The following is a 23,740-nucleotide window of genomic DNA, read 5'->3' on the forward strand; positions in this document are numbered from 1 at the left end:
GGACTCGCCGCCCGCCTCACCCGGCAGCGCTTCTCCGGCCGCCTGTTCCGGAGGCTCCACAATGGTGTCCCCGGCAAGCGATTCGTCACCCGCTGCGCGGGTGGTTTCCCCGGCCTCGTCCTGATCCTGGTCCTCGTCACGGCTGCCGATGAGCACGCCCGCAGCCGCTCCACCCGCGGCCGCGCCTGCCAGGGCACCGGCCCCGCCGGCATCGAAGCGCACCTCGGTGCCGCCAGGTGTTGCAACCGCCAGGGCCGGTTCACTTGCCCGGCCGGCCCGCGCCCTGCGGACCATGAGCCACAACAGCAAAACGATCAGCAATGCCACAAGGCCAACGATCATCATGGCATTGGGATTGGCCATGAGGTCGTCGATCATGCTCGCCGGACGTGCAGGCTCTGCCGGCGGCGCTGGCGCAGGGGCTGCGGCACGAGGTTCGGGCGCCGGGGCCGCCGTCTCGGGGGCCGGTGCGGGCGTCTCGGGTACCGGTGCCAGCGCCATCCGTTCCGCCTCGCTCAGGGTCACTCCGGGGACCTCTTCGGCCACGTCCGGTGCGGGCTCAACCTCGGCCACGTCCGGCACGGGCTCAGCGACCGGGTCGGCGGGCTCGCGGCCCTCCAGCTGATCCATCCGGGCCTGAAGTTCGGCCATCTGCTGGTTGGTCAGTTCCAGCAGACGCTCGCGACGCTCCAGGAGCGTCTCCAGTTCCCCGATCCGTGAGCGCAGGTCATCCACTTCACGGCCGCGGGCCTCCGCGGTCTCCCGGGCCAGGCCCAGCTCCCGCTCCATCTCCGCCATGGCGTCCTGTGCTTCCCGGGCGGCCAGTATTTCCAGACGGGCATCGTCCGGCGGCGCCGGATCGTCCGGCTGAGCCACCGCCGGAGCGGGTTCCTCCGCCACCGGCGGCGTCGGTACCTGCGGTGCCGTCTCTTGCGCCAGCCGCGCACGGTACTCCCGCCAGAGTTCGTTCTGGCGTGCCACCTCGCGTACGGCCTCGGCGCGGCTCAGACGATCAATCTCGCCCCGATCCGGTACGCGCAGGACCTGCCCACTGAGCAGGTTGTTGATGTTGTTGTCGGTAAACGCCCCGGGATTCGTGCGCAGCAGCGCCAGCATCATCTGCTCGACCGACACGTCGGTGCCGGGACGCAGGTCGCGGGCCACGGTCCAAAGCGTGTCACCACGCTGCACGCGATACGTGTCGGGGGCATCCGGGCGCGGGGCCTCCACGCGCGGCGCCGGTGCGGGACGCGGTTCGGCCGGGCGGGCCTCCGGCGCGGGGGCCACCGGGGCAGGCGCCTCGCGGGCCTCGAACATGACGGGCGGGTCAAGAAGCAGGGTGTACTCCCGAACCAGGCGCCCGGCGGGCCAGGCCGCCTCGACCAGGAAGTTGACGAAGGGTTCGCGGACCGCCTCTCGGGTGGTCACGCGGATCACGTGACGGCCGTCGGGCAGGGTTTCCGGCTGGAAGCGCAGCTGGGTCAGCAAGGCCGTGCGTTCGATTCCCAGTCTGCGGTATAGATCCTCGGGTGCCAGCCGGACCTGGAGGTCCTCCATTTCGCCGCGGCGCACCTCGACCAGTTCGATCTCCGCATTCAGCGGCTGGTTCAGCGCCGAGTGAACCTCGATTTCACCAAGCCCGAGAGCCTGTGACAGCCCCGGAACCAGTAACAGGCCCAGAAGGGCCATGCCCATCGCCAATCTGCGCACGGAATTTCCCCTTGAACTTATCGTGTTCGAATGGTCTTCCCTCATCCGGGAAGTCTCCCCCATTTGATCCCTGATAACCCGGCACACCCTGACCTGCAACTTACGCGTTGAGGGCCCCGATGCCCGGGTTCCGGCGATCGGCATTTGTCATGTCGAATCTAACTATACGGCGTAACTATAGGCTACAGATAGTCTTTTATCAAAATTTCGGCGATCTGGATACTGTTGAGTGCCGCACCCTTGCGCACGTTGTCTGCCACCACCCACAGGTTGAGCCCTTGGGGATGGGAGATATCCTCCCGGATTCGGCCCACATAAACCGGGTCATGGTTGGCACCTTCGGTCACTGCCGTGGGGTATCCGCCGTCTTTCCGTTCGTCCAGGACCACCACCCCGGGGGCCTTCGAGAGCAGCTCTCTGGCCTGTTCGGCGGTGATCTTCTCCCGGGTCTCCACGTGAACCGCCTCGGAATGGCCGTAGAACACCGGGATCCGCACCGCGGTGGGATTCACCTGGATGCTGTCGTCGCCCATGATCTTGCGGGTCTCCCAGACCATCTTCATTTCTTCCTTGGTGTAACCGTTGTCCAGGAACACGTCGATGTGCGGCAGGGCGTTGAAGGCGATCTGCTTGGGATAGACATGCTTCTCTATGGGCTTGCCGTTGAGCAGGTTGGCGGTCTGGGCGGCCAGTTCCTCGACAGCCTCCTTGCCCGTGCCTGACACGGCCTGGTAGGTCGCCACATTGATGCGCGCGATCCCGACGGCATCCTGAATGGGCTTGAGCGCCACCAGCATCTGGATGGTGGAGCAATTGGGATTGGCGATGATGCCCCGGTTGGTATAGCCGGCCACCGCGTGAGGATTGACCTCGGGCACCACCAGGGGAATGTCGTCGTCGTATCGGAACTGGGAGGTGTTATCGATCACCACGCAGCCCGCGGCCGCGGCCTTGGGGGCATACTCCTTCGACACGGAGGCGCCCGGAGAGAACAGGCCGATCTGCACCTTCGAGAAGTCGAATTCCGCCAGATCCTGCACCACCAGGTGACGATCACCGAATTTCACACGGCTGCCCGCCGAGCGCGCGCTGGCCACGGCATACACCTCGCCCAGCGGCAGGTCCCGCTCGGCCAGGATCGACAGCATGGTCTCGCCCACGGCGCCCGTGGCGCCCACTACCGCTACATCGAATTTCTTGCTCATCTTCGCATCACTCTAGGGTCTCATATCGGCCGATCGGCCAAATCCTGAAGAATCCTGTGCCTTGTGTCCATTGCCCGTTCGGGCTAATCCGCAAAGTTCGCCACGGGTATCATGTGTGCCGGCGTTTCCAGGCCAGGCGCTATTCACCCAGCGCTGCAACCACCGCGTCGCCCATGGCGGTGGTGCCCACCTTGCTGGAGCCTTCGGTCCAGATGTCCGGCGTACGCAGCCCCTGATCCAGCACGCGGCTCACGGCGGCGTCCACCCGATCGGCCAGCGCCCCCTCGTCCAGGGAGTAGCGCAGCATCATGCTCACCGACAGCAGCGTGGCCAGGGGGTTGGCCACCCCCTGCCCGGCGATGTCCGGCGCCGATCCGTGAATCGGCTCGTACATCCCCTTGCCGTCGGCATCCAGGGAGGCGGACGGCAGCATGCCGATGGAGCCCGTGAGCATGGCCGCGGCATCGGAGAGAATGTCACCGAACATGTTTTCGGTCACGATCACGTCGAACTGCTTGGGCGCACGTACCAGCTGCATGGCGGCGTTGTCCACGTACATATGGGAGAGTTCCACGTCGGGGAAGTCCTCCGACACACGGATCGCCACCTCGCGCCACAGCTGGGAGACTTCCAGCACGTTGGCCTTGTCCACGGAGCACAGGCGCCGACCCCGCTTCATGGCGATCTCGAAGCCGCTGCGCACGATGCGCTCGATCTCGCCCTCGTCGTAGATGATGGTGTTGAACCCTTCGCGTACGCCGTCATCGCGGGTCCGGATGCCCCGGGGCTTGCCGAAGTAGGCCCCGCCGGTCAGCTCGCGCAGGATCATGATATCCAGTCCGCCCACGATCTCCGGTTTGAGCGCCGAGGCCGAAGCCAGTTGCGGGTAGAGGATCGCGGGGCGCAGGTTGGCGAACAGATTGAGTTCCGAGCGCAGCCCCAGCAGCCCGCGCTCCGGGCGCAACTCCCAGTCGAGGGTGTCGTACCGGGGCCCGCCCACGGCGCCGAGCAGCACCGCGTCGGCTGCTTTCGCGAGTCTCAGGGTGTCCTCGGGCAGCGGATGCCCGGCGGCGTCGTAGCCGGCACCGCCCACGGGGGCCTCTTCGAACTCCGCAACCAGCCCGTGCTCCCGGCGCAGGACCTCGAGCAGCTTGGTGGCCTCGGCCACAATCTCCGGTCCGATGCCATCACCGGGCAGCACCAGGATCTTCTTGGTCATGTCTGGCTTCCTTGGTTACTTGGCTTGGAAAGGCGAATGGACAGGATGAACAGGATTTATACGGATTGACAGGATAAGGACTCAAAATGAAAGAGCATCAGACAGGATTAACAGGATTTACATGATTTCAAAGCGCTCTTAATCCTGTTAATCGTGTTAATCCTGTCCAATTCTTTTGCTTTTGGATTTCTATCCTGTCAATCCGGATAAATCCTGTTCATCCTGTCCATTCTCAGCGAAACAGCCACGGCGCCTCCGCACGGCGGCGTTGTTCGTAGGCGCGGATGTCGTCGGCGTGCTCCAGGGTCAGGGCAATGTCGTCCAGGCCGTTGAGCAGGCAGTGCTTGTGGAACTCGCCCACCTCGAAGGGGATTGCCTCGCCGGAGGGCGTGGTCACGGTCTGCGCAGCCAGGTCCACGTTCAACCGATAGCCGGGGGTCGCAGACACCTCGGCAAACAGGCGATCCACCACCGCCTCGTCCAGCACGATGGGCAGGAGCCCGTTCTTGAAGCTGTTGCTGAAGAAGATGTCCGCGAAGCTCGGCGCGATCACGACGCGAATGCCATAGTCGGTCAGCGCCCAGACAGCATGTTCGCGCGAGGAGCCGCAGCCGAAGTTCTTGCGCGCCAGCAGGATTTCGGCGCCCCAGTAGTGGGGATCGTTAAGTACGAAGTCCGGGTTGATACGCCGCTTCGAGTGATCCATCCCCGGCTCGCCCGGATCCAGGTAACGCCAGTCGTCAAACAGGTTCGGCCCGAAGCCGGTGCGCTTGACCGACTTCAGGTATTGCTTGGGGATGATGGCGTCGGTGTCCACGTTGGAACGGTCCAGCGGCACTACCAGGCCATCGACTGTGGTCAGTGGCTTCATGAATCTTTCACTCCTGCTCGTGTATCAACCGCGCCCGCGCCACTCGTCGGCAAGCGCACATTCGTCCCCGCCCCACGGCCACAACACCGTCAGGCCTTATGCCGTCGAAAGGCGCACGGAGATCTTCCATCGCGCCTTACGCCTCACTGCTACGAACAATCAGTAGCCACTTGGCGCTTCACGCGTTGGTTCGCCGCCCCCGTCCTGGCCACGCATGTATTCGCAGCCGCTCAGGCCAAGGACCATCAGTACCACCAGAACCGCCATCAATTTGCCCATGATCTCGGCCCTCCTTCTGACAAAGTTCAGCCGGGAGGCGGCGTCAGGTCGCGTACGTCCGTGAAGTGACCGGTGACCGCCGCGGCGGCTGCCATGGCAGGGCTGACCAGGTGGGTTCGCCCGCCCTGACCCTGCCGCCCTTCAAAATTCCGGTTGGAAGTGGATGCGCAGCGCTCGCCCGACTCCAGCCGGTCGGCGTTCATGGCCAGGCACATGGAGCAGCCGGGCTCGCGCCACTCGAATCCTGCCTCCAGGAACACCTTGTCCAGACCCTCTTCCTCGGCCTGTCTCTTCACCAGGCCGGAGCCTGGCACCACCATGGCGAGCTTCACATTGTCCGCCACCCGGCGCCCACGCACCACATCGGCCGCGGCCCGAAGGTCCTCGATGCGCGAATTGGTGCAGGAACCGATGAACACCTTGTCGATGGCGATCTGGTTCACGGGGGTGTTGGCCTCGAGCCCCATGTATTCCAGTGCGCGTTTCATGCCGGATGCCTTGACGGGATCGCCGGCCTCGTCAGGATCGGGCACGCGGCCAGTGACCGGCACCACCATCTCCGGAGACGTGCCCCAGCTCACCTGGGGCGCGATCCCCGCCGCATCAATGTGCACCACCCGGTCGAATGCCGCGTCGGGGTCGCTCTTGAACTCGCGCCAGGCAGCCACGGCCTTGTCCCACAGCTCATCTGTGGGCGCGTAGGCCCGGCCCTTCACGTACGAGATGGTGGTGTCGTCCACGGCCACCATGCCGGCCCGGGCGCCCGCCTCGATGGCCATGTTGCAGACAGTCATGCGCCCTTCCACGGACAGTGCGCGGATGGCGTCGCCGCCGAATTCGATGGCGTAACCGGTGCCACCTGCGGTGCCGATCTCGCCGATGATGGCCAGCACGATGTCCTTGGCGGTCACCCCGGGGCCCACCTGCCCGTCGACGGACACCAGCATGTTCTTCATCTTCTTCTGCAGCAGGCACTGGGTGGCCAGCACATGCTCCACCTCCGAGGTGCCGATGCCGAAGGCCAGCGCCCCGAAGGCCCCATGCGTCGAGGTATGGGAGTCGCCGCAGACCACGGTCATGCCCGGCAGCGTCGCCCCCTGTTCCGGACCGATCACGTGCACTATCCCCTGGCGCACGTCCGTCATGGGAAAGAAGGTGATACCGAACTCGTGCACGTTGGCATCCAGGGTCTCCACCTGCACGCGGGAGACCGGATCGCTGATGCCCTGGTCGCGGTGGGTGGTGGGCACGTTGTGATCGGGCACGGCCAGCACCGTGTCCGTGCGCCATGGCCTGCGGCCCGCCAGGCGCAGACCCTCGAAGGCCTGGGGCGAGGTGACCTCGTGGACCAGGTGGCGGTCGATGTAGAGCAACGCGGTGCCGTCCGCCTCGGTACGCACCACGTGGGCATCCCAGAGCTTGTCGTAGAGGGTCTTGCCGGTCATTGCTGGAAACTCCTGCCGAACCTAGATGCAGCCATTCTAGGCCCGGCACATAGATAACACCAATTCATGTTATTCATGGTATATATTCTTATTGGGAATACATAGACGGGTCATTACATGGATCTGGAACAGCTTCAGGCGTTCCTGGCGGTGGCAGAGCATCACTCTTTTTCCATGGCCGGGGAAAAGCTTCACCTGACTCAGCCGGCCGTCAGCAAACGTGTCGCGGCGCTGGAGGACATTCTGGGCCAGCGCCTGTTCGACCGCATCGGGCGTCAGGTAAGCCTCACGGAGGCCGGGCGGGTGCTGCTGCCCCGGGCGCGCCGCGTCCTGGCCGATCTGGACGAGGCACGACGAAGCCTGGACAACCTCAGCGGCCAGGTGGCGGGCCCCCTGTGGCTCGCCACCTCCCATCATGTGGGCCTGCATCGCCTGCCGCCCCTGCTCAAGCGCTTCACCCGTGAGTTCCCCGACGTGGATCTGGATATCCGTTTCATGGAATCCGAGGAGGCCTGCCGTGCCGTGGCTCATGGCGACGTGGATCTGGCCGTGGTGACGCTGCCCGCGGCGCCGGATCCGCCGCTGCAGACCGTCACCGTCTGGGATGATCTCCTGCTGCCCGTGGCCGCCGGCGACCATCCGCTGGCTTCGGCACGTGAACCCCGGCTCGGGACCTACGACGCCATACTCCCGCCCACCGGCACCTTCACCCGGACGATTATCGATGATGCCCTGCGGGCACTCGGCATCGTGCCGCGCCGCACGCTTGAGACCACCTACCTGGAGACCATCCGCATGCTGGTCTCCATCGGCCTGGGTTGGAGCCTGCTGCCGAAGACCCTGCTGGATGATTCGCTGCGCACGCTGCCCGTCCCGGACCTCGCGCCCGCACGGCGACTCGGCAGCGTCGTGCACCGGGAACGCACCCTCTCCAATGCCGCCTGCGCCATGCTCGACTTGCTGGAGTCACCCGATACTGCGGCGCTGGAATAACCGATTAAGAGGCAGTTGATCCACCAGACACGCGAATATAACGGAGTACTGCCAGGACACCAAAGAATGTTCTCTCGCAAAGACGCAAAGCTCGCAAAGAACTTCCAAAGAGATCTTCATTTAAATGCATTCTTGGCGAGCTTTGCGTCTTCGCGAGAGAAATGATCTTTCTTGAATGACTTCGTGGGCTTCGTGGTTCAATCACATGCAGAAACCCCGGAGGGCGCACTGCGCACATCCGGGGTTCCGGAGGCTGTGAAGGATCACCGGCTCAACACGCCAGTGAACGTCAGTCCATGAGGTCCACTTCGATGCCCTGATCGCGCAGTTCATAGGCGCGGTCATCGAGATAGCGCTGCAGTTCGGGCTGTTCGCGGTAGGCGCCGCTCAACACGTAGTGCATGACGCCCTGCACGTGAAACGTGCGGAAATAACCCTCCGTGCGGATCACCTCGCCGTCCTCGGGATGGATGAACACCATGGTGGGTGTGAAGAGGACGTTCATGTCGCGCGCCCACTCGCGGGCCTCCATGGTCTCGCCTGCAGGCGTGGTGAGCTTGTCCCGGGACCAGATGTCCACGTGGGCGACGTTGAACTGCTTCAGCAACTCCTCGCTTTCCTCGCGGACCAGGATGTCCGTGTGCAGCTCATCGCAGGCGGAGCACTGTTCCTGCTCGAAGAACACCAGCAGGGGCTTGTCACTGCCGTTGATCACTTCGGACAGATCGACGGGCGGCGTCATCCACTCATCGCGCACGTGCAGCTTGCCGGAAGCCGGTTCCTCGCCCACCTTGGCCAGGTACTCCGGGAAGGTCATGTCCGTGTGATGGCCTTCGCCGATATACTCCAGCGCCACACGGAAACGATGGGGCGGGAAATAGCCGTTGATGCGCGCCAGCACGTCACCGGTTTCGTCCAGCATGAGCAGCGTAGGCGTGTATTGCACCTTCAGGCTGCGGGCGAAATCGGCTTCAGTGACATCCTCACCGTCCAGGTTCGTCACCTCCCGGGCGCCCCACATGTTGATGGCCACCACGTCGAAGTATTTCTGTGTCTTCTCGGCGATGTCCTGCTGCGCGAAGTTGTCCCGGATCAGACGCTCACAATAGGGGCAGCCGTCCTGATAGAGATAGATCATCAGGTTCCGGCCCTCGGCGGCCGCATCCTCGATGTCCTCGCGGATATCCAGGAAGGTCTCCCGGAACCAGGAGGGGGGCTCCACCCAGCCCGGGTTCACGCCGCCGGGCAACAGGGTGCCTTCCCGCACCTGGTTCTGGCCCTGGGCGGGCAACGCGACCAGCAGGACCACCAAGGCGATGGAGAGGGGTAGAAATACGTGTTTCATGCGGCTTGCCCTCCTTGAGTAGCGGGGGCAGGAAACACGATCGCCGGGAAGCGTACCGAGAAGGATCTGCCCCGAGTAACCCATAAACTAAGGCAATGCACCTATAAAAACTAGACATCCGGCGATTCCGGAAGGTTCCTGATCCAGGATCCTTCGCGATACAGGGTCTTATCACCATGGTGTTCGTAAGGATATGTGTCCCCCATGCACCGCCATGATCCGGTCCGGGTCTTGCGGTTCAGGCGCGTCGGGAGAGGCTCGCCCGCATCCCGAACCAGGCCGCCGCCAGGCCCGCAGTGGCAAGTCCCGAGGCCATCACATAGACCCAACTGGGGCCGATGCCGTCCCACACGTAGCCGCTGGCGAGACTGCCCAGCGCACCGCCGAGCCCGAAACTCAGCGACGAGTACAGCGCCTGACCCCTGCCCTGCAGCCTGCCTGGAAAATACTCGTGGATGAGGGATATAGCCGCGGCATGGTACAGACCGTAGCTGGCCGCATGCATGACCTGGGTGAGCAGCATGACCGGCAGCACCTGCGGCATGCTGGCCAGCAGCCACCAGCGCACAGCCGTCACGCCGATCGCCACCAGCAGCAGGCGCCAGGCACCGAAGTACGGCAGCCAGCGGTGCATCATGAGAAACACCGCCACCTCCGCCAGCACGCCGAGCGCCCAGAGCTGACCGGCCATGGTGCGCGAGTAGCCGTTGTCCTCCAGGTAGATGGTGAAAAACGCGTAATACGGTCCGTGGCTGGCCTGCATCATGAAACACGCGATCAGCAGGCCCAGCACCTGGGGACGGCGCAGCGTGGCCGCCAGGGAGACGGACATATCCCTGGCATGAGGGCTTGCAGGGCCTTCCGAGACCGTCAGTGTGCTGACCCAAAGCGCCGCCAGCATGCCGAGCACGATCCACGGCAGGATCGCCACATCCACCCGCTCGAACAGGGGCCCCAAGAGCGCCACGGAGGCGATGAAGCCGATGGAGCCCCACAAGCGGATGTGCGCGTAGCGATGGGTCCGCCCGCCGAGGCGGTTCAGTGTCAGGGCCTCGTACTGGGGCAACGCCGCGTTCCAGAAGAAACTGAACACGGCCATGATGGCGGCGACCCACCAGTAGCCTGTATGGAGCGTCACCCCCGCGAAGGCCACCAGGGCCAGCAGCGCCGCCAGCCGGATGATGCGCGTGCGCTGCCCGGTTCGGTCCGCCAGCCACCCCCACACGTTGGGCGCGATGATTTTTGTGGCCATGATGATGGCCATGAGTTCGCCGATCTGCCCCGGCGTGAACCCCTCGTCGCGCAGGAACAACCCCCAGTACGGCACGAACGCGCCGATACTGGCGAAATAGAAGAAGTAGAAGCTGGAGAGTTTCCAGTAGGGGGTGGTGGGCATTCTTGTATCTTTGAAAAGCGAACCGCCAAGGACGCGAAGGCATGCGCGAAGGACGCGAAGAAACCGATTACTGATATTCCTTCGCCCGCGAGTTCACTACTCTGCGAACACCCTGCTTCATGTGCTTCACATTGAAATCGAGGCGTCGATGACCTCACGCCCGACAAGTTCCAGTTTTCCCTCGCGTCCTTCGCGCATCCCTTCGCGCCCTTCGCGGTCAGCTGTTCAAGGTGTCGATCCGGGAATATCCGGCATCTCCGTGCGCACGTCTCCGCACTGGGCGCGGTGGCGGAGCGCGTGGTCCATGAGCACCACGGCAAGGGCCGCCTCGGCGATGGGGGTGGCGCGGATGCCCACGCAGGGGTCGTGGCGGCCGGTGGTAACCACTTCCACGGGCTCGCCCTTCACGTTCACCGTGCGGCCGGGAAGGCGGATGCTGGAGGTGGGCTTGAGGGCGATGGATACACGGATATCCTGGCCGCTGGAGATGCCCCCCAGGGTCCCGCCCGAATGGTTGGAGAGAAAACCCTCCGGCGTCATTTCGTCACGATGCTCCGTGCCCTTCTGGGACACGCTGGCAAACCCGTCGCCGATCTCGACACCCTTCACCGCATTGATGGCCATCATGGCGTGGGCGATGTCCGCGTCCAGGCGATCGAAGATGGGTTCGCCCCAGCCTGGCGGCACGCCGGTGGCCACGACGTTGATGCGCGCCCCGACGGAATTTCCCTCCTTGCGCAAGGCATCCATATAGGCCTCGAGCTCCGCCACCTTGTCGGCATCGGGACAGAAGAAGGGGTTCTGCTCCACGGCATCCCAGTCCTTGTGCTCTGTGACGATGGGGCCGAGCTGGGCCAGGTAGCCGCGGATCTCCACGCCGTAGCGCTCGCGCAGGTACTTCTTGGCGATGGCACCCGCCGCCACGCGCATGGCCGTCTCGCGCGCCGAACTGCGCCCGCCGCCGCGGTAGTCACGCAGGCCGTACTTCTTGAAATACGTGTAATCCGCATGGCCCGGACGGAAGCGATCGGCGATGTTGCTGTAATCCTTGGAGCGCTGGTCCACGTTCTCGATCATCAGCGCGATCGGGGTGCCGGTGGTCACCCCCTCGAACACGCCCGAGAGGATGCGCACCTGATCGGTCTCCCGGCGCTGCGTGGTGTGGCGCGACTTGCCCGGACGGCGACGTTCCAGATCCGGCTGCAGATCCGCCTCGCAGAGCGCCATGCCGGGTGGGCAACCGTCCACGATGCAGCCGATGGCCGCGCCGTGGCTTTCGCCAAAGCTCGTCACCGTAAAGAGCTTGCCTGTGGTGTTGCCCGACATGGCGCGCATTGTAGCAGGTCGCGGCCCGGCGCGGCGGGGTCCGCGACCCCTTGGCGCCGGTTCTCACGGCCACGGGAAACCGGTAGCCTGTGCGGCCATGAAGACCCTGCTCCTGCTGCTCGCCCTGTGTCTCGTTCCCGCCGTCTCGCAGGCCGGCGAGGATCTGCCCATCTTCGACACCCACCTGCATTACAGCGGTCCCGATCGCAGCGGCGCGGCCGGCGCCTTCACCCCCAACGAGATCATCGCGAAGTTCGACCGCAACCATGTGACCCGCGCCGTGGTCTCGAGCCGACCCAACGAGGCGACGCTGCGGCTTCACGAGGCGGCCCCGGATCGAATCGTTCCCTTCCTGATGCCCTATCGCACCCGGGACGACCGCTATACCTATCATTCCGACCCGGACCTGATCCCATGGCTGGAGACCTGGCTCGAGCGTGGACCCTGGCGGGGCATCGGCGAGTTCCACCTGTTCTCCGAACATGCCAATACCCCGGTAATCCGGGACATGGCCCGGCTGGCCGAATCCCGGGGTTTGATCCTTCAGCTTCACGGCGATCACGGCGTGGTGGAGCGCCTGTTTGAACATGCGCCGGAGGTCACCCTCCTGTGGGCCCACGCGGGTACCGTGCCCGTGCCCTTCTTCCTGGCGCTCTACCTGGAGCGCCATGACAACCTCTACGTGGACCTCTCCATGCGCAACGAGCGCATCGCCCCCGACGGGCGGCTGGACCCGGACTGGGCGGAACTGTTCACACGCTTCCCCGACCGCTTCATGGTGGGCATGGACACTTTCAGCGTGAACCGGTGGCAACGCTTCGGTGAACTGATAGACGAAACCCGGCACTGGCTGCGGCAACTGCCGCCGGAAGTGGCCGAGGCCATGGCCTGGCGCAATGCCCAGCGGTTGTTCCCGACGGATGCCGCCCAGTGATCGGGAGGCCGGGAATTTTGTGCGGTTTCCGGCGTCTTAACCTTCCGGTGCCTGCCGCCGTACATTGATCCAGCCAAACATCCAACGCACATGACCCGAACCGCACTGACCCTGCTGACCTGCCTGTGGCTGGCCGTTCCCCTGCACGCGTCGGAGTTCACGCTGACCCTCGATGACGGCACCGACCTCCCCGTCTCACGCTACCAGGGCGACGGCCAGCGCCTGCTCGTCTGGCTGCCATCCAACCATGGCGTTCTTCCGGGACACCACCAGCAGGCCGAGTATCTGCAGGCGCAGGGCGTGGAAGTCTGGCTGCCGGATCCCTACGCCGCCTATTTCCTGCCCAATACCCCCAGCAGCCTCGACCGGATCCCGGAGGACCTGGTGGGCCGCCTCATCGATCACGCCCGTGAGGAGACCGGAAAGCAGGTCTACGTGTTCGGCAACGACCGGGCGGCGCCGTGGGTCCTGACCAGCCTGCGCGCATGGCAGATGGAAGAGCCGCGCCGCGAGGGGCTGGGCGGGGTGATTCTCATGAGCCCCTACCTGCACACCGGTATCCCCGAAGACGACCGCCCGCCCGAGTTCCAGCCCGTCACCCGGGCCACGAATCTGCCGGTCTATCTGATCCAGCCGGTGCTGTCTCCCCAGTATCCGTTGCTCATGCCGGTGGTGGACCAGTTGGGCGAAGGCGGCAGCCACGTCTACGTGCGCACCCTGCCGCGGCTGCGTGACCGGTTCTTCTTCCGGCCCAACACGCTGGACGCCGAGGAGGCCTTCAAGCCGGAACTGGCTACGGAACTGGTGACCGCCATGCGCATGCTGGACGGCCTGGAAAGCCGCCGTGTCGCGGTGGACATCGAGGGCGCCGCGCGCACCGCCACCCCGACACGACAGGACCGCCGCCTGGAACCCTGGCGCGGCAACCCGGAGGCACCACCCCTCGAGTTGCCGGATCTGGCCGGCACACTCCACGATCTGGCCGGATACAGGGGCGACGTGGTCCTGATCAACTTCTGGGCGAGCTGGTGCCCGCCCTGCGTGCACGAGATGCCCTCCATGCAGCGCCTGGAGGACGCACTGGGAGACGGGCCTTTCCGCATCCTCGCCGTGAACCTGGGCGAGGACGAGGACACCGTGGTGGAATTCCTCGAGCGCATCCAGGTGGACTTCACGATCCTCATGGATCCCGACAACAGCGCCCTGCGCCACTGGAACGTGCTGGCCTACCCCACCAGCTTCGTCATCGACCGGGCGGGCGAAATCCGCTACGCGCTGTTCGGTGCCATCGAGTGGATGGAGCCGGAAGTGATTAAGGTGTTCGAGGATCTGATGGCGGAATAGGGAGGACTATTCAAGATTCAAGATTCAAGGGCTACGGAGCATTGCAGTTTCCCCTTGAATCTTGAATATTGAATCTTGAATTCCGAACTCCTATTCCCTCCCGGATTCCGCCATGCCCCTGTTCATGGAATCGCCGCCCGCCGATATCTCCCACGTGATCCAGCTTGCGGTGGCGCCGGTGTTTCTGCTGGCGGGGATCGGTGCCTTCGTCAACGCCTTCGCCGGGCGGCTCTCAAGGGTTGTGGATCGCAGCCGGCATCTGGAGTCCGGGATGCAGGCGTTGGGCGACCACAACGCAAGAGCAGCGGCTTACCGGGAACTGGACACGCTCAGACGACGGGCTCGCCTGGCCTACTTGGGCATCGCGCTGGCCACGCTCTCGGGCCTGCTGGTGTGCGTGCTGATCGTGTTCGCCTTTCTCGACCACTTCCTCAACCTGGACACGCCCGAGATCGTCGGCGGCCTCTTCGTGGCCGCCATGCTCTCACTCATCGGTGCACTGGTGGCTTTTCTAAGGGAGGTCTTTCTGGCGGTGCGCAACCTGGCGCTGTTGCGGGGAAGGAAGGAGGAGTGAATTCGAGATTTGGCAATCAGCACTCAGCACTCAGCACTCAGCACTCAGCACTCAGCACTCAGCACTCAGCGTTCAGCGTTCAGCGTTCAGCGTTCAGCGGGTTGGCATCGCATAAGCCTTGAACTTTGAATCTTGAATTTTGAATTCGCTCTCCTTCAGATCACCCGGGAATGGCGCACCACCTGCGCCTCGCGGATGTAGCGGTCAAAGACCATGCAGATGTTGCGGATCAGCAGCCGGCCCCTGGGCGTCACTGCGATGCCGTCGGCGTCCACGGTGATCAGGCCGTCCGCCTGCATGGGTTCCAGCATCTTGAGTTCCCCGGCGAAGTAATCGGCGAACGCGATCCCGTGGCGCGCCTCCATGGACGCGAAATCCAGGCGGAAATGGCAGATGAGCGCGTTGATCACGTCGCGGCGCAGGCGATCGTCGGCATCGAGCAGCACCCCCCGGAACACGGCCACTTCGCCCGCGTCAATACGTGCGTAGTAACCGTCCTGGTCGTGCCGGTTCTGGGCGTAGCAGTCCTGCACCATGCCGATGGAACTCACGCCCAGCCCGACCACGTCGCAGTCGGCGTGTGTGGAGTAGCCCTGGAAGTTGCGGTACAGGGTGCCTTCGCGCTGGGCGACGGCCAGTTCATCGTCGGGGCGGGCGAAGTGGTCCATGCCGATGTACACGTAACCCGCTTCGGTGAGTTGCGCGATGGTCTGCTGCAGGATGCCCAGACGCTCGGCCGGGGAAGGCAGATCCTCCACGTTGATGCGCCGCTGCGGCTTGAAGCGCTCGGGGAGGTGCGCGTAATTAAACACTGATACCCGGTCTGGAGCCGCCTCGATGATGCGGTTCACCGTGGCCGCGAAGCTTTGCAGAGTCTGCAGCGGCAGACCGTAGATCAGGTCCACGCTGATGGAGCGAAAACCCACCCGGCGCGCCTCGTTGAGAACCGCGAGCGTCTGCTCAGCCGGCTGGATGCGGTTCACCGCCTTCTGAACCCGCGGATCGAAATCCTGAACGCCGAGGCTCAGACGATTGAAACCCAGGCGGCGCAGCAGCGAGAGCGTATCCGCACTCACCTCCCGGGGATCGATCTCGATGCCGTATTCACCGGTTTCCTCGTTGAGCCCCCCGAAGTGGGTGGCAATCCCGGTCATCAGTTCCGCCATCTCGTCGTGGGCGATGAACGTGGGCGTCCCGCCCCCCAGGTGCAACTGATCCACCGGCCGGCCCGAGTCGAACAGCGCGGCCTGCATCTCCATCTCACGCAGCAATCGGTCCAGGTACGGCCGCGCCCGGCTGCGGTCCTTGGTGACGATCTTGTTGCAGGCGCAGTAGTAACAGACCGTGTCGCAGAACGGGATGTGCACGTAGAGGGAAAGCGGCCGCCCCGAGGCGTTACTCGCCTGCGCCTGCGCCCGGTAGTCGTCGGCCGTGAACCCCTCGTGGAACTGCACCGCCGTCGGATAAGACGTGTAGCGCGGCCCGGCCTTGTCGTAGCGCCGGATCAGGTCAGCGTCGAAGTCCACGTTCTGGGGAATGGCGTCGAATGCGGTCATGGATTGCACCGGTTTCGTGGGCATCGTGAAACTCTAGCCTATCAGGGATACACCCGAGATGATCGCGGTCAACGAAACATGGCGCGGCAGGGAATGTTTAACCCGGATATTGCGCGAGGAATCACGGATGAGGTCCATCAGGCCCATTCCCTCACCGCGCAACCGGTCATTTCAATCCACCCTCATCCTTCATCCTTCCACCTTCATCATTTCAGACAGCTCCTCCGCCCCCACCACGAACACCCCTTCGCCGCCATGCTCGAACTCCAGCCAGGTGAAGGGAGCATCGGGGAAGCGGGCCATGAGAGCGGCCTGACTGTTGCCCACTTCCACCACCAGGATCCCGCCGGGGGCCAGGTGGGCGGGGGCGTCCCGGAGGATGCGCAGTACGGCGTCGAGACCGTCGGGGCCGGCGGCGAGGCCCAGGGCGGGTTCGTGCTGGAACTCGGGCGTCAGGGCCGCCATGTCGGCGGCGTCCACGTAGGGCGGGTTGCTGACGATGACGTCGTAGATCTCTGGCCCGATATCGTCAAGCAGATCGGAGCAGATGATGCGTACCCGGTCCTGCAGCCCATGGCGGCACACGTTCTCCCGGGCAACGGCCAGGGCATCGCGGGAGACGTCGCTCAAATCCACCTGCGCCTCGGCGAAGGCGTGGGCGCAGGCGATGCCGATGCAGCCGCTGCCGGTGCATAGATCCAGCACCCGGCCCACCCGAACGGGGTCGATCCAGGGGGAGAAACCCTGCTGAATCAGCTCCGCAATGGGCGAACGCGGTACCAGCACCCGCTCGTCCACGTAGAAGGACAGCCCCGCGAACCAGGCCTCGCGGGTGAGGTACGCCGCGGGCTTGCGGGTATGGATCCTCTGCATCAGCAGGTCGGTCACGCGGACCCTTTCCTCGCGGGACAGGCGCGTGTCCAGATAGGCCTCGGGGAGATCGTGACCCAGATGCAGGGCATGCAGGACCAGCCAGGCGGCCTCGTCCAGGGCGTTGTCCGTGCCGTGGGCGAAGCTCAGGCCCACCTCGCTGAAGCGGCTGGCACCCCAGCGGATGAAGTCGCGAATGGTCTCCAGGCCCTCGGTTGCGGGGGATGCACGCATGGTCTATGCCGTCGAAATGAAAGATGTGGAATAATACGCCACATGGCCGGAGCGCTTCACACTCGGACCGTGCAACTCCTGCTGATCGTACTTGCGGGCGCCGTGGCGATGGCCGTCGGTATCGGCTTCGGCATGTCCCAGCGTGACGCCGGTCCCGGGCAGCCGCTCTCCCTGGAAGGAGGCACCTGGCTCTCCGAACCGCGCAACCTGCCCGAGTTCGAGCTGGTGGACATGCATGGCGAGCCGTTCACCAAGGCATCGCTGGAAGGCGGCTGGACCTTCATGTTCTTCGGCTACACCTACTGCCCGGACATCTGCCCGCTGACCATGGCCCTGCTGGGCAGCGCCGTCGAGGAGGTCAGGCGCCTGGACCCCAGGGCGGAGGATCCCAACGTGGTACTGGTGTCGGTGGATCCCGAGCGGGATACCCCGGAGGCCCTCAAGCAGTACGTGGGATATTTCAATCCGGATTTCATGGGCGTCACCGGCCCCATGGAGCAGCTGACGCCGTTCACCCGGACGCTGGGCATCCTGCACCAGAAGGCGGACGACCCCCGGGATCCGGACAACTATCTGGTGGACCACTCCGCCTCGATCCTGCTGTTCAACCCGCAGGGCCAGCTCCAGGCAGTGCTGGGCGCGCCGCACCAGGTGGAAACCCTGGCAACGGACTATCTCCGTATTCTCAGGCATTCCGGACGCAGCTAGGATGCCCGCTGCCGAACCGCCCCGCTGGCTTGACCTGATCAAGTCGCTGCCCCTCTACGCCCTGCCCCACCACGCCATCTCGCGTACCGTGCATGCGCTGGCTCGCATGGAGACGCGTCTCAAGGACCCCGTGGCGCGCTGGTTCATCCGTCGCTACGGCGTGGACATGAGCGAGGCCGCGGAGACCCGCCCGGAGGCCTATCCAAGCTTCAACGCCTTCTTCACCCGCGCCCTTCGCCCGGATGCGCGTCCGCTGGATGACGACCCCACGGCGTTGCTGAGCCCGGCCGACAGTACGGTGAGCGCATTGGGTCGCATCAGTGAGGGGCGCATCATCCAGGCCAAGGGCCGCGACTTCAGCCTGGAAACCCTGCTGGGCGGCGACGCCGCACGGGCGCAACCGTTTCGCAACGGCCACTTCATCACGCTCTATCTGTCGCCCCGGGATTACCACCGGGTGCACATGCCGGCGGCCGGGCGGTTGTGCGAGACGGTCTACGTGCCGGGGCGCCTGTTCTCGGTGGCGCCGCACACGGTGCGCACCATCCCCAACCTGTTTGCCCGCAACGAGCGCGTGGCCTGCCTGTTCGACACGGAGCGCGGGCCGCTGGCCTCGATCATGGTGGGCGCCATCAACGTGGGCAGTATCGAACTGGTGTGGGCAGGCGAGGTCACCCCGCCCCGCCACGACCCCACCGTCACCCGCCACGACGACCGGCCGGTCGAACTCCCTCGCGGCGCCGAGATGGGGCGCTTCAACATGGGCTCCACGGTGATCCTGCTGTTGCCGGACGTGCCGTTCACCTGGCAGTCGGATCTGGCGCCGGGGATGCGGGTGAAGGTGGGGGAAGGGATTGGGAAGTTTGACGGATGAAGGATGAAGGATGAAGGATGAAGGATGAACAAGGCTTGCTCCGATCCGGTGATCGATCAAACATCGTAGGAGCCCGGCCCTCCGGGCGAATGGTCCAAGCCGGGTTCGCCCGGAGGGCCGGNNCCTTCCACCTTCATCCTTTCTCTCAAGCATCCTCCCACGGAAACGCCAGCACCTCCCGGATGTCCCTGCTGCCGACGATGCACATGAGCAGCCTATCCACCCCCAGGGCCACGCCGGCGCAGTCGGGCAGGCCGACTTCGAGGGCCGCCAGAAGACGGGTGTCCACCGGCACGGGCGGCAAGCCGCGGACCCTGCGTTTCTCCAGGTCACCTTCAAAGCGTCGCGCCTGTTCACTTGCGTCGGTCAGTTCGTGAAAGCCGTTGGCCAGCTCCAGGCTGCCCCAGAAGAGTTCGAAGCGCTCCGCCACCGGCGGATCTCCGGGGCGCAACCGCGCCAAAGCGGCCTGGGATGCGGGGTAGTCGTGGATGAAGGTCAGCCGCCCGGCCGGCAGAGCGGGGGCGACCACCACGCTCATGAGCAGGTCCAGCCAGCCGTCGCGATCCAGCCCGCATATCTCACCNNAGTAGAAGGGTGGTGAGATATGCGGGCTGGGCTGCCGGTAAGGTCGATGCCGTGCTGGCCCGCACAAGCGGACAGTTGCGCCACGTCCGCCCGCAGGGGATCGATGCCTGCATGACGCTCGAACGCGCCCTTGTAAGTCAGCCGCTCGGCCGGACCCGGATCGGCCGCGCCGGCCAGTTCACGCACCAGGGCCTCCACCTCGTCCATCAGGCGGGACGCGTCGAAGCCGGCGCGATACCACTCCAGCATCGTGAATTCGGGGTTGTGCAGCCGCCCGGCCTCGCCGGCGCGAAACACCCGGGCGATCTGGTAGATATCGCCGCTGCCGGCCGCCAGCAGGCGCTTCATGGGGAATTCGGGGGAGGTGTGCAGGAAACGCGGTGCGCCGTCCGCGCAAACCTCGAGGCTTTCAAGCGCGGGATCGGTGGCGCCCGCCCGGGAGAGCAGCGGCGTTTCCACCTCGAGGACATCACATTGCGCGAAAAAGGCGCGGATCCCCGCCAGCATCGCCGCCCGCGCGCGCAGCGCGCCGAGGGATGCGACAGGACGCCAGTCCTCGGACACGGGGCGCTCAGACCCGGGAGACGTACTCGCCCGAGCGGGTGTCCACACGCACCTTTTCGCCCTCTTCCACGAACAGCGGCACCTTGACCACGGCGCCGGTCTCCAGGGTGGCGGGCTTGGTGCCGCCCTGGGCGGTATCGCCGCGCACGCCGGGATCGCACTGGGTGATGGTCAGTTCCACGAAATTGGGCGGGCTGACCGCGAGCGGCACGCCGTTCCAGAGCGTCACGGTGCACATGTCCTGTTCCTTGAGCCACTTGACGGCGTCGGTCACCGCGGCCTCCCCGGCGGCGTGCTGCTCGAAGGTATCTGGTACCATGAAATGCCAGAATTCACCGTCGGTGTAGAGGTACTGCATCTCCGTGTCCACCACATCGGCGCTCTCCACGGATTCCCCCGATTTGAAGGTCTTGTCCAGCACGCGGCCGGTCTTGAGGTTGCGGACCTTCACCCGGTTGAAGGCCTGACCCTTGCCCGGCTTGACGAATTCGTTCTCGACGATGACATAGGGATCGCCGTCCAGGAGAATCTTCAGGCCGCTCTTGAACTCGTTGGTGCTGTACGCCATTTGACCGCTTCTCTTCAATTCTGAACAGGAAAGCCGCGCCGGATCCAAGTGATCCCGCCCGGATGCGTGTATGAATCGCGAAATTCGAAGGCCGCACATGATAACCCGAACACCGGAGGTGCGACAGGCGCCCCTCTGGCAGCGCCAGCAGGCAGCGGCCATCACCGACCCTGCGCAACTGATCGAGCGACTGGGGTTGGACCGGGCCCTGTTGGCCGCAGCCTGCCGGGCTGCTGAACCATTCCGGCTGCGGGTCCCCGAGCCCTACGTGTCCCGCATGCGCCCCGGAGATCCCGACGATCCCCTGCTGCGCCAGGTCCTGCCCCTGGATGTGGAGTGCGATGACGTGGCGGGCTTTGTGGACGATCCGGTGGCAGACGGAGAGGCCATGCGGGCACCGGGGTTGCTGCACAAGTATCCCGGGCGCGTGCTTCTGGTCACCACGGGGGCCTGCGCCGTGCATTGCCGCTACTGCTTCCGGCGGCATTTCCCCTACGCGGACGCCAACCCGGCCCGCGACGCGTGGGACGCGGCACTGGCCTACATCTCCGAGCGCCCCGACATCTCCGAAGTGATCCTCAGCGGTGGTGACCCGCTGTCCCTCAGCGACGGGCGGCTGGCGGCGCTGGCCGGGGCGCTGGGAGAAATCCCCCACCTCAAGCGCCTGCGGGTGCACAGCCGCACCCCGGTGGTCCTGCCGGAGCGAATCACCGATGCCCTGCTGGAGTGGCTGCGCCCGGGACGCTTCGAGACGATTCTGGTGATCCACGCCAATCACGCCCGCGAGGTCGACGACGCGCTGCGTCAGGGGATGGACCGGCTCCGGGCCGCCGGCGTGACGCTCCTGAACCAGTCCGTGCTGCTGCGCGGGGTGAACGACCGTGTCGAGGACCTGAAGGCGCTGAGCGAGACACTGTTCCAGGCGGGCGTGCTGCCCTATTACCTCCATCAGCTGGATCCGGTACGCGGCGCCGCTCACTTCCTGGTGCCGGACACCCGGGCCTTGGCGCTACACAGGCAGCTTGCCGCCTCGCTGCCGGGCTACCTGGTGCCTCGCCTTGTGCGGGAGCTGCCGGGCCGGGAGAGCAAGACACCATTGACGGAAAGCATCCCCGAGTGTCGGAAAACTTGACTCCAAATCCGTAGAAATTACTATGGAAATTTGAACTGGATCACAATATTCTTATAGGTGATCTGCCACAGGGCTCCAAAAGGGCCAACCAGGACCCACGGGATGCTGTTCAGACTGTCACGCCTCAGGGCCTCGGGCCATGGAGGATTCCCCACTCAGCCACGGAAACTCAAGCGCTGGCTGGAGGAACTGCCCCTGGTCAATATGGGTGAGGCCACCCGCCAGTATTACGAAGGCCTGAAGCTGCTCAACGCATCCGAGCTGTCCGCCTCCCATCGTCTCGAACTGCTGGAGCTCATGCGCCCCATGGGCAACACGGTCCTGGATCATCTGGGCCGGCACTTCATCAACCGTACCCTGCCGCTTCCTGAGAAGAGCCGCCGCATCGCGGCGCTCGACCGCGCGGTGAGCACCGAACTGGCCACCGGCTACACGCGTACCGTGCATGACCTGCTGGCAAAGGGCCGGCCACGGGAGAAGGAACTGGCACTGGCCGTCTATCGCGCCATGCGGCTTTGGGGCGACATCGTACTCAACAGCTGGCGGCTCTATGAGGTGCCGCCACCGGGGGCCTGGCGTGAGCTCTACCGCCTCTACCGCGCAGCCGAAATGCACGGCATCGAGGAACGCCCGGTCACGGACGACAGCCTCAAGGGGCAGGACCGGAGTACCATCGGCCGAACCTTCAAAGCCATCTGCCTGCTGGCGCTTGCCCACCCCCTGAGCCTGCGACAGGGCGAGACGCCCCGTGTGGCCGAGTTCCTGGCGAGCGCTGCGGGGTCGGCCGTGATCTCCCGGGACCTCATTGCAGACACCGGCGACGGGGTGCACGTGGTGAACCTGGAGGGCGACGAGCCGCCTGCCTATGACAGGCTGGACGAAGTGAGCCAGAGCCCCGGGATACGCGCGATCAATATCGCGCCGCTGATTCGGGAGATTCGTGAAAGGCTTCAGTCGCCGGGCAAACCCGGCGCACGTGACATGAGCGCGGATCTCCTCGGCCGCATGCTCGACGGATGGACCCGCAAGGCCAAGCGCCGGTTCAGCCGTGCGAGCAGGGATGACGAGATCAACGTGGCCATCAGCCTGACTGGTATCCACGCGACCATTGCGCGGGAACTGGCCGAGCGCCTCGGCCCGAGTGAGCGCACGCTGGGCATCGACCACCTGTCGTTGCAGACCATCCAGGACAGCCACGGCCGCAACGGGCAGGAGGCGTCCTTCCTGTCCCAGAGAGACGCCCTGGGTGATGCGCAGGCCTGGGACGTGGTGGGCAGGGGCAACGTGATCACGGAAGGCTACCTGGGATATCCGCCCACCGGTGGCTCCATCACGGCGGTGGGACTGCGCAACGCCGAGGTCGAACCCGATGCCTGGCAGTTGGTCAACGCCAGCGCGGGAGGCTTCCGCCTGCGCTGGCCGCACTCGGAAACGAGCCGAGCGCAGGTGGGTGAACTGATCGGCCTGAGAGAGAAGGAAGGCAGCCACTACCAATGGCGGGTGGGTGTCATCCGGTGGATGCTGAACAAGGACAACCGCGGCCTGGAGATCGGCGTCCAGGTACTGGCACCCAAGACCCTGCTGATTCACCTCGAACCGTCCCGCATGGGCCAGCCGGTGGGCGACGCCGTGGAAGCCCTCATGCTGCCGGCCATCAAGACCATCCAGCAGCCCCCCACGCTGCTCACGCCTCCGGGCCGATTCCGGGTGGGCGATGAGGCCGTCCTGACACTGGCCAACCGATCCATGCGCATCAAACTCGCGGGTATCCGCGAGCACAACAGCCTGTTTGCCCAGTATCGCTACACCACCCTGGACAAGAACGCCCCTTCCCCGAAGCCGGAACAGGCGCGGGATCGTCACTCCCCGGATAACGATCGCCAGTTCGACGACGTCTGGACACTCATCTGAAGGCCCCGTTACGGGACATGCGGTACCGATACCCGCGTCACGCAATCGTCGGGCCCGAGGATTATCCCGGATTGCTGCACATCAGCAATGTCCTTCT

Annotated in this window: 19 protein-coding genes and 1 pseudogene; 8 read left to right on the forward strand and 12 right to left on the reverse strand. The window is 65.0% G+C overall.

Going from position 1 to position 23,740, the window contains the following annotated elements:
- The 5 genes from B1C78_RS03690 to leuC all read right to left on the reverse strand — a co-directional run.
- Nucleotides 1-1,710: type IV pilus assembly protein FimV (locus B1C78_RS03690; RefSeq protein ID WP_245795294.1), on the reverse strand; the 1,710-nt coding region annotated here is incomplete at its 3' end.
- 182 nt (nucleotides 1,711-1,892) lie between these two features.
- Nucleotides 1,893-2,915 (reverse strand): aspartate-semialdehyde dehydrogenase, encoded by a 1,023-nt coding sequence (locus B1C78_RS03695; RefSeq protein ID WP_077277799.1) that lies wholly within the window; start codon nucleotides 2,913-2,915, stop codon nucleotides 1,893-1,895.
- Between the two features lie 139 nt (nucleotides 2,916-3,054).
- On the reverse strand, nucleotides 3,055-4,134 hold the full coding sequence (gene leuB / locus B1C78_RS03700) for a 3-isopropylmalate dehydrogenase (protein WP_077277800.1): 1,080 nt from the start codon (nucleotides 4,132-4,134) through the stop codon (nucleotides 3,055-3,057).
- 232 nt (nucleotides 4,135-4,366) lie between these two features.
- Nucleotides 4,367-5,005, reverse strand: coding sequence for a 3-isopropylmalate dehydratase small subunit (leuD, locus tag B1C78_RS03705; protein ID WP_077277801.1), 639 nt, complete (start codon nucleotides 5,003-5,005; stop codon nucleotides 4,367-4,369).
- 305 nt (nucleotides 5,006-5,310) lie between these two features.
- Nucleotides 5,311-6,729: a 3-isopropylmalate dehydratase large subunit gene (gene leuC / locus B1C78_RS03710; protein WP_077277802.1), complete on the reverse strand. Its 1,419-nt coding sequence runs from the start codon at nucleotides 6,727-6,729 to the stop codon at nucleotides 5,311-5,313.
- 117 nt (nucleotides 6,730-6,846) lie between these two features.
- Between leuC and B1C78_RS03715 the strand changes: the two genes are divergently transcribed.
- On the forward strand, nucleotides 6,847-7,722 hold the full coding sequence (locus B1C78_RS03715; protein WP_077277803.1) for a LysR family transcriptional regulator: 876 nt from the start codon (nucleotides 6,847-6,849) through the stop codon (nucleotides 7,720-7,722).
- A 289-nt stretch (nucleotides 7,723-8,011) separates the two neighbouring features.
- Here the strand turns inward: B1C78_RS03715 and B1C78_RS03720 are convergent, their stop codons facing one another.
- The 3 genes from B1C78_RS03720 to aroC form a co-directional block, all read right to left on the reverse strand.
- Nucleotides 8,012-9,067 (reverse strand): thioredoxin family protein, encoded by a 1,056-nt coding sequence (locus B1C78_RS03720; RefSeq protein ID WP_077277804.1) that lies wholly within the window; start codon nucleotides 9,065-9,067, stop codon nucleotides 8,012-8,014.
- 238 nt (nucleotides 9,068-9,305) lie between these two features.
- Nucleotides 9,306-10,463: an MFS transporter gene (locus B1C78_RS03725; RefSeq protein ID WP_077277805.1), complete on the reverse strand. Its 1,158-nt coding sequence runs from the start codon at nucleotides 10,461-10,463 to the stop codon at nucleotides 9,306-9,308.
- A 225-nt stretch (nucleotides 10,464-10,688) separates the two neighbouring features.
- Complete coding sequence (gene aroC / locus B1C78_RS03730; protein WP_077277921.1) at nucleotides 10,689-11,789, reverse strand: chorismate synthase; 1,101 nt, start codon at nucleotides 11,787-11,789, stop codon at nucleotides 10,689-10,691.
- Between the two features lie 97 nt (nucleotides 11,790-11,886).
- Between aroC and B1C78_RS03735 the strand changes: the two genes are divergently transcribed.
- From B1C78_RS03735 to B1C78_RS03745, 3 genes are all read left to right on the forward strand, one after another.
- A complete protein-coding gene (locus B1C78_RS03735; protein WP_077277806.1) occupies nucleotides 11,887-12,723 on the forward strand; it encodes an amidohydrolase family protein in 837 nt (278 codons plus the stop codon).
- A gap of 90 nt (nucleotides 12,724-12,813) precedes the next feature.
- Nucleotides 12,814-14,067 (forward strand): TlpA family protein disulfide reductase, encoded by a 1,254-nt coding sequence (locus B1C78_RS03740; RefSeq protein WP_077277807.1) that lies wholly within the window; start codon nucleotides 12,814-12,816, stop codon nucleotides 14,065-14,067.
- A 112-nt stretch (nucleotides 14,068-14,179) separates the two neighbouring features.
- Nucleotides 14,180-14,641 (forward strand): DUF2721 domain-containing protein, encoded by a 462-nt coding sequence (locus B1C78_RS03745; protein WP_077277808.1) that lies wholly within the window; start codon nucleotides 14,180-14,182, stop codon nucleotides 14,639-14,641.
- A gap of 155 nt (nucleotides 14,642-14,796) precedes the next feature.
- On the opposite strand, the gene hemN is transcribed toward B1C78_RS03745, so the two are convergent.
- Both hemN and prmB read right to left on the reverse strand, forming a co-directional pair.
- On the reverse strand, nucleotides 14,797-16,197 hold the full coding sequence (gene hemN / locus B1C78_RS03750) for an oxygen-independent coproporphyrinogen III oxidase (protein ID WP_077277922.1): 1,401 nt from the start codon (nucleotides 16,195-16,197) through the stop codon (nucleotides 14,797-14,799).
- Nucleotides 16,198-16,386: 189 nt separating this feature from the next.
- Nucleotides 16,387-17,301: a 50S ribosomal protein L3 N(5)-glutamine methyltransferase gene (gene prmB, locus B1C78_RS03755; RefSeq protein ID WP_077277809.1), complete on the reverse strand. Its 915-nt coding sequence runs from the start codon at nucleotides 17,299-17,301 to the stop codon at nucleotides 16,387-16,389.
- Nucleotides 17,302-17,343: 42 nt separating this feature from the next.
- Between prmB and B1C78_RS03760 the strand changes: the two genes are divergently transcribed.
- The gene (locus B1C78_RS03760; RefSeq protein WP_077277810.1) at nucleotides 17,344-18,009 is read left to right on the forward strand and encodes an SCO family protein; all 666 of its coding nucleotides are present in this window, start codon (nucleotides 17,344-17,346) and stop codon (nucleotides 18,007-18,009) included.
- A 1-nt stretch (nucleotide 18,010) separates the two neighbouring features.
- Nucleotides 18,011-18,883 carry an archaetidylserine decarboxylase gene (gene asd / locus B1C78_RS03765; RefSeq protein WP_077277811.1) on the forward strand — a complete coding sequence of 291 codons (873 nt, stop codon included), beginning with the start codon at nucleotides 18,011-18,013 and terminating at the stop codon, nucleotides 18,881-18,883.
- A gap of 145 nt (nucleotides 18,884-19,028) precedes the next feature.
- On the opposite strand, the pseudogene epmA reads toward asd, so the two are convergent.
- Nucleotides 19,029-19,975 (reverse strand): annotated as a pseudogene (gene epmA, locus B1C78_RS03770) (EF-P lysine aminoacylase EpmA).
- Nucleotides 19,976-20,039: 64 nt separating this feature from the next.
- Nucleotides 20,040-20,600, reverse strand: coding sequence for an elongation factor P (gene efp, locus B1C78_RS03775; RefSeq protein ID WP_077277812.1), 561 nt, complete (start codon nucleotides 20,598-20,600; stop codon nucleotides 20,040-20,042).
- A 97-nt stretch (nucleotides 20,601-20,697) separates the two neighbouring features.
- Between efp and epmB the strand changes: the two genes are divergently transcribed.
- Together epmB and B1C78_RS03785 are read left to right on the forward strand one after the other, a co-directional pair.
- Complete coding sequence (gene epmB, locus B1C78_RS03780; protein WP_077277813.1) at nucleotides 20,698-21,732, forward strand: EF-P beta-lysylation protein EpmB; 1,035 nt, start codon at nucleotides 20,698-20,700, stop codon at nucleotides 21,730-21,732.
- A 102-nt stretch (nucleotides 21,733-21,834) separates the two neighbouring features.
- The gene (locus B1C78_RS03785) at nucleotides 21,835-23,643 is read left to right on the forward strand and encodes a hypothetical protein (protein WP_077277814.1); all 1,809 of its coding nucleotides are present in this window, start codon (nucleotides 21,835-21,837) and stop codon (nucleotides 23,641-23,643) included.
- The last annotated feature ends 97 nt before the right edge of the window (nucleotides 23,644-23,740 follow it).

It is taken from the genome of Thioalkalivibrio denitrificans (assembly GCF_002000365.1).
In the GTDB taxonomy this organism is placed as follows: domain Bacteria; phylum Pseudomonadota; class Gammaproteobacteria; order Ectothiorhodospirales; family Ectothiorhodospiraceae; genus Thioalkalivibrio_A; species Thioalkalivibrio_A denitrificans.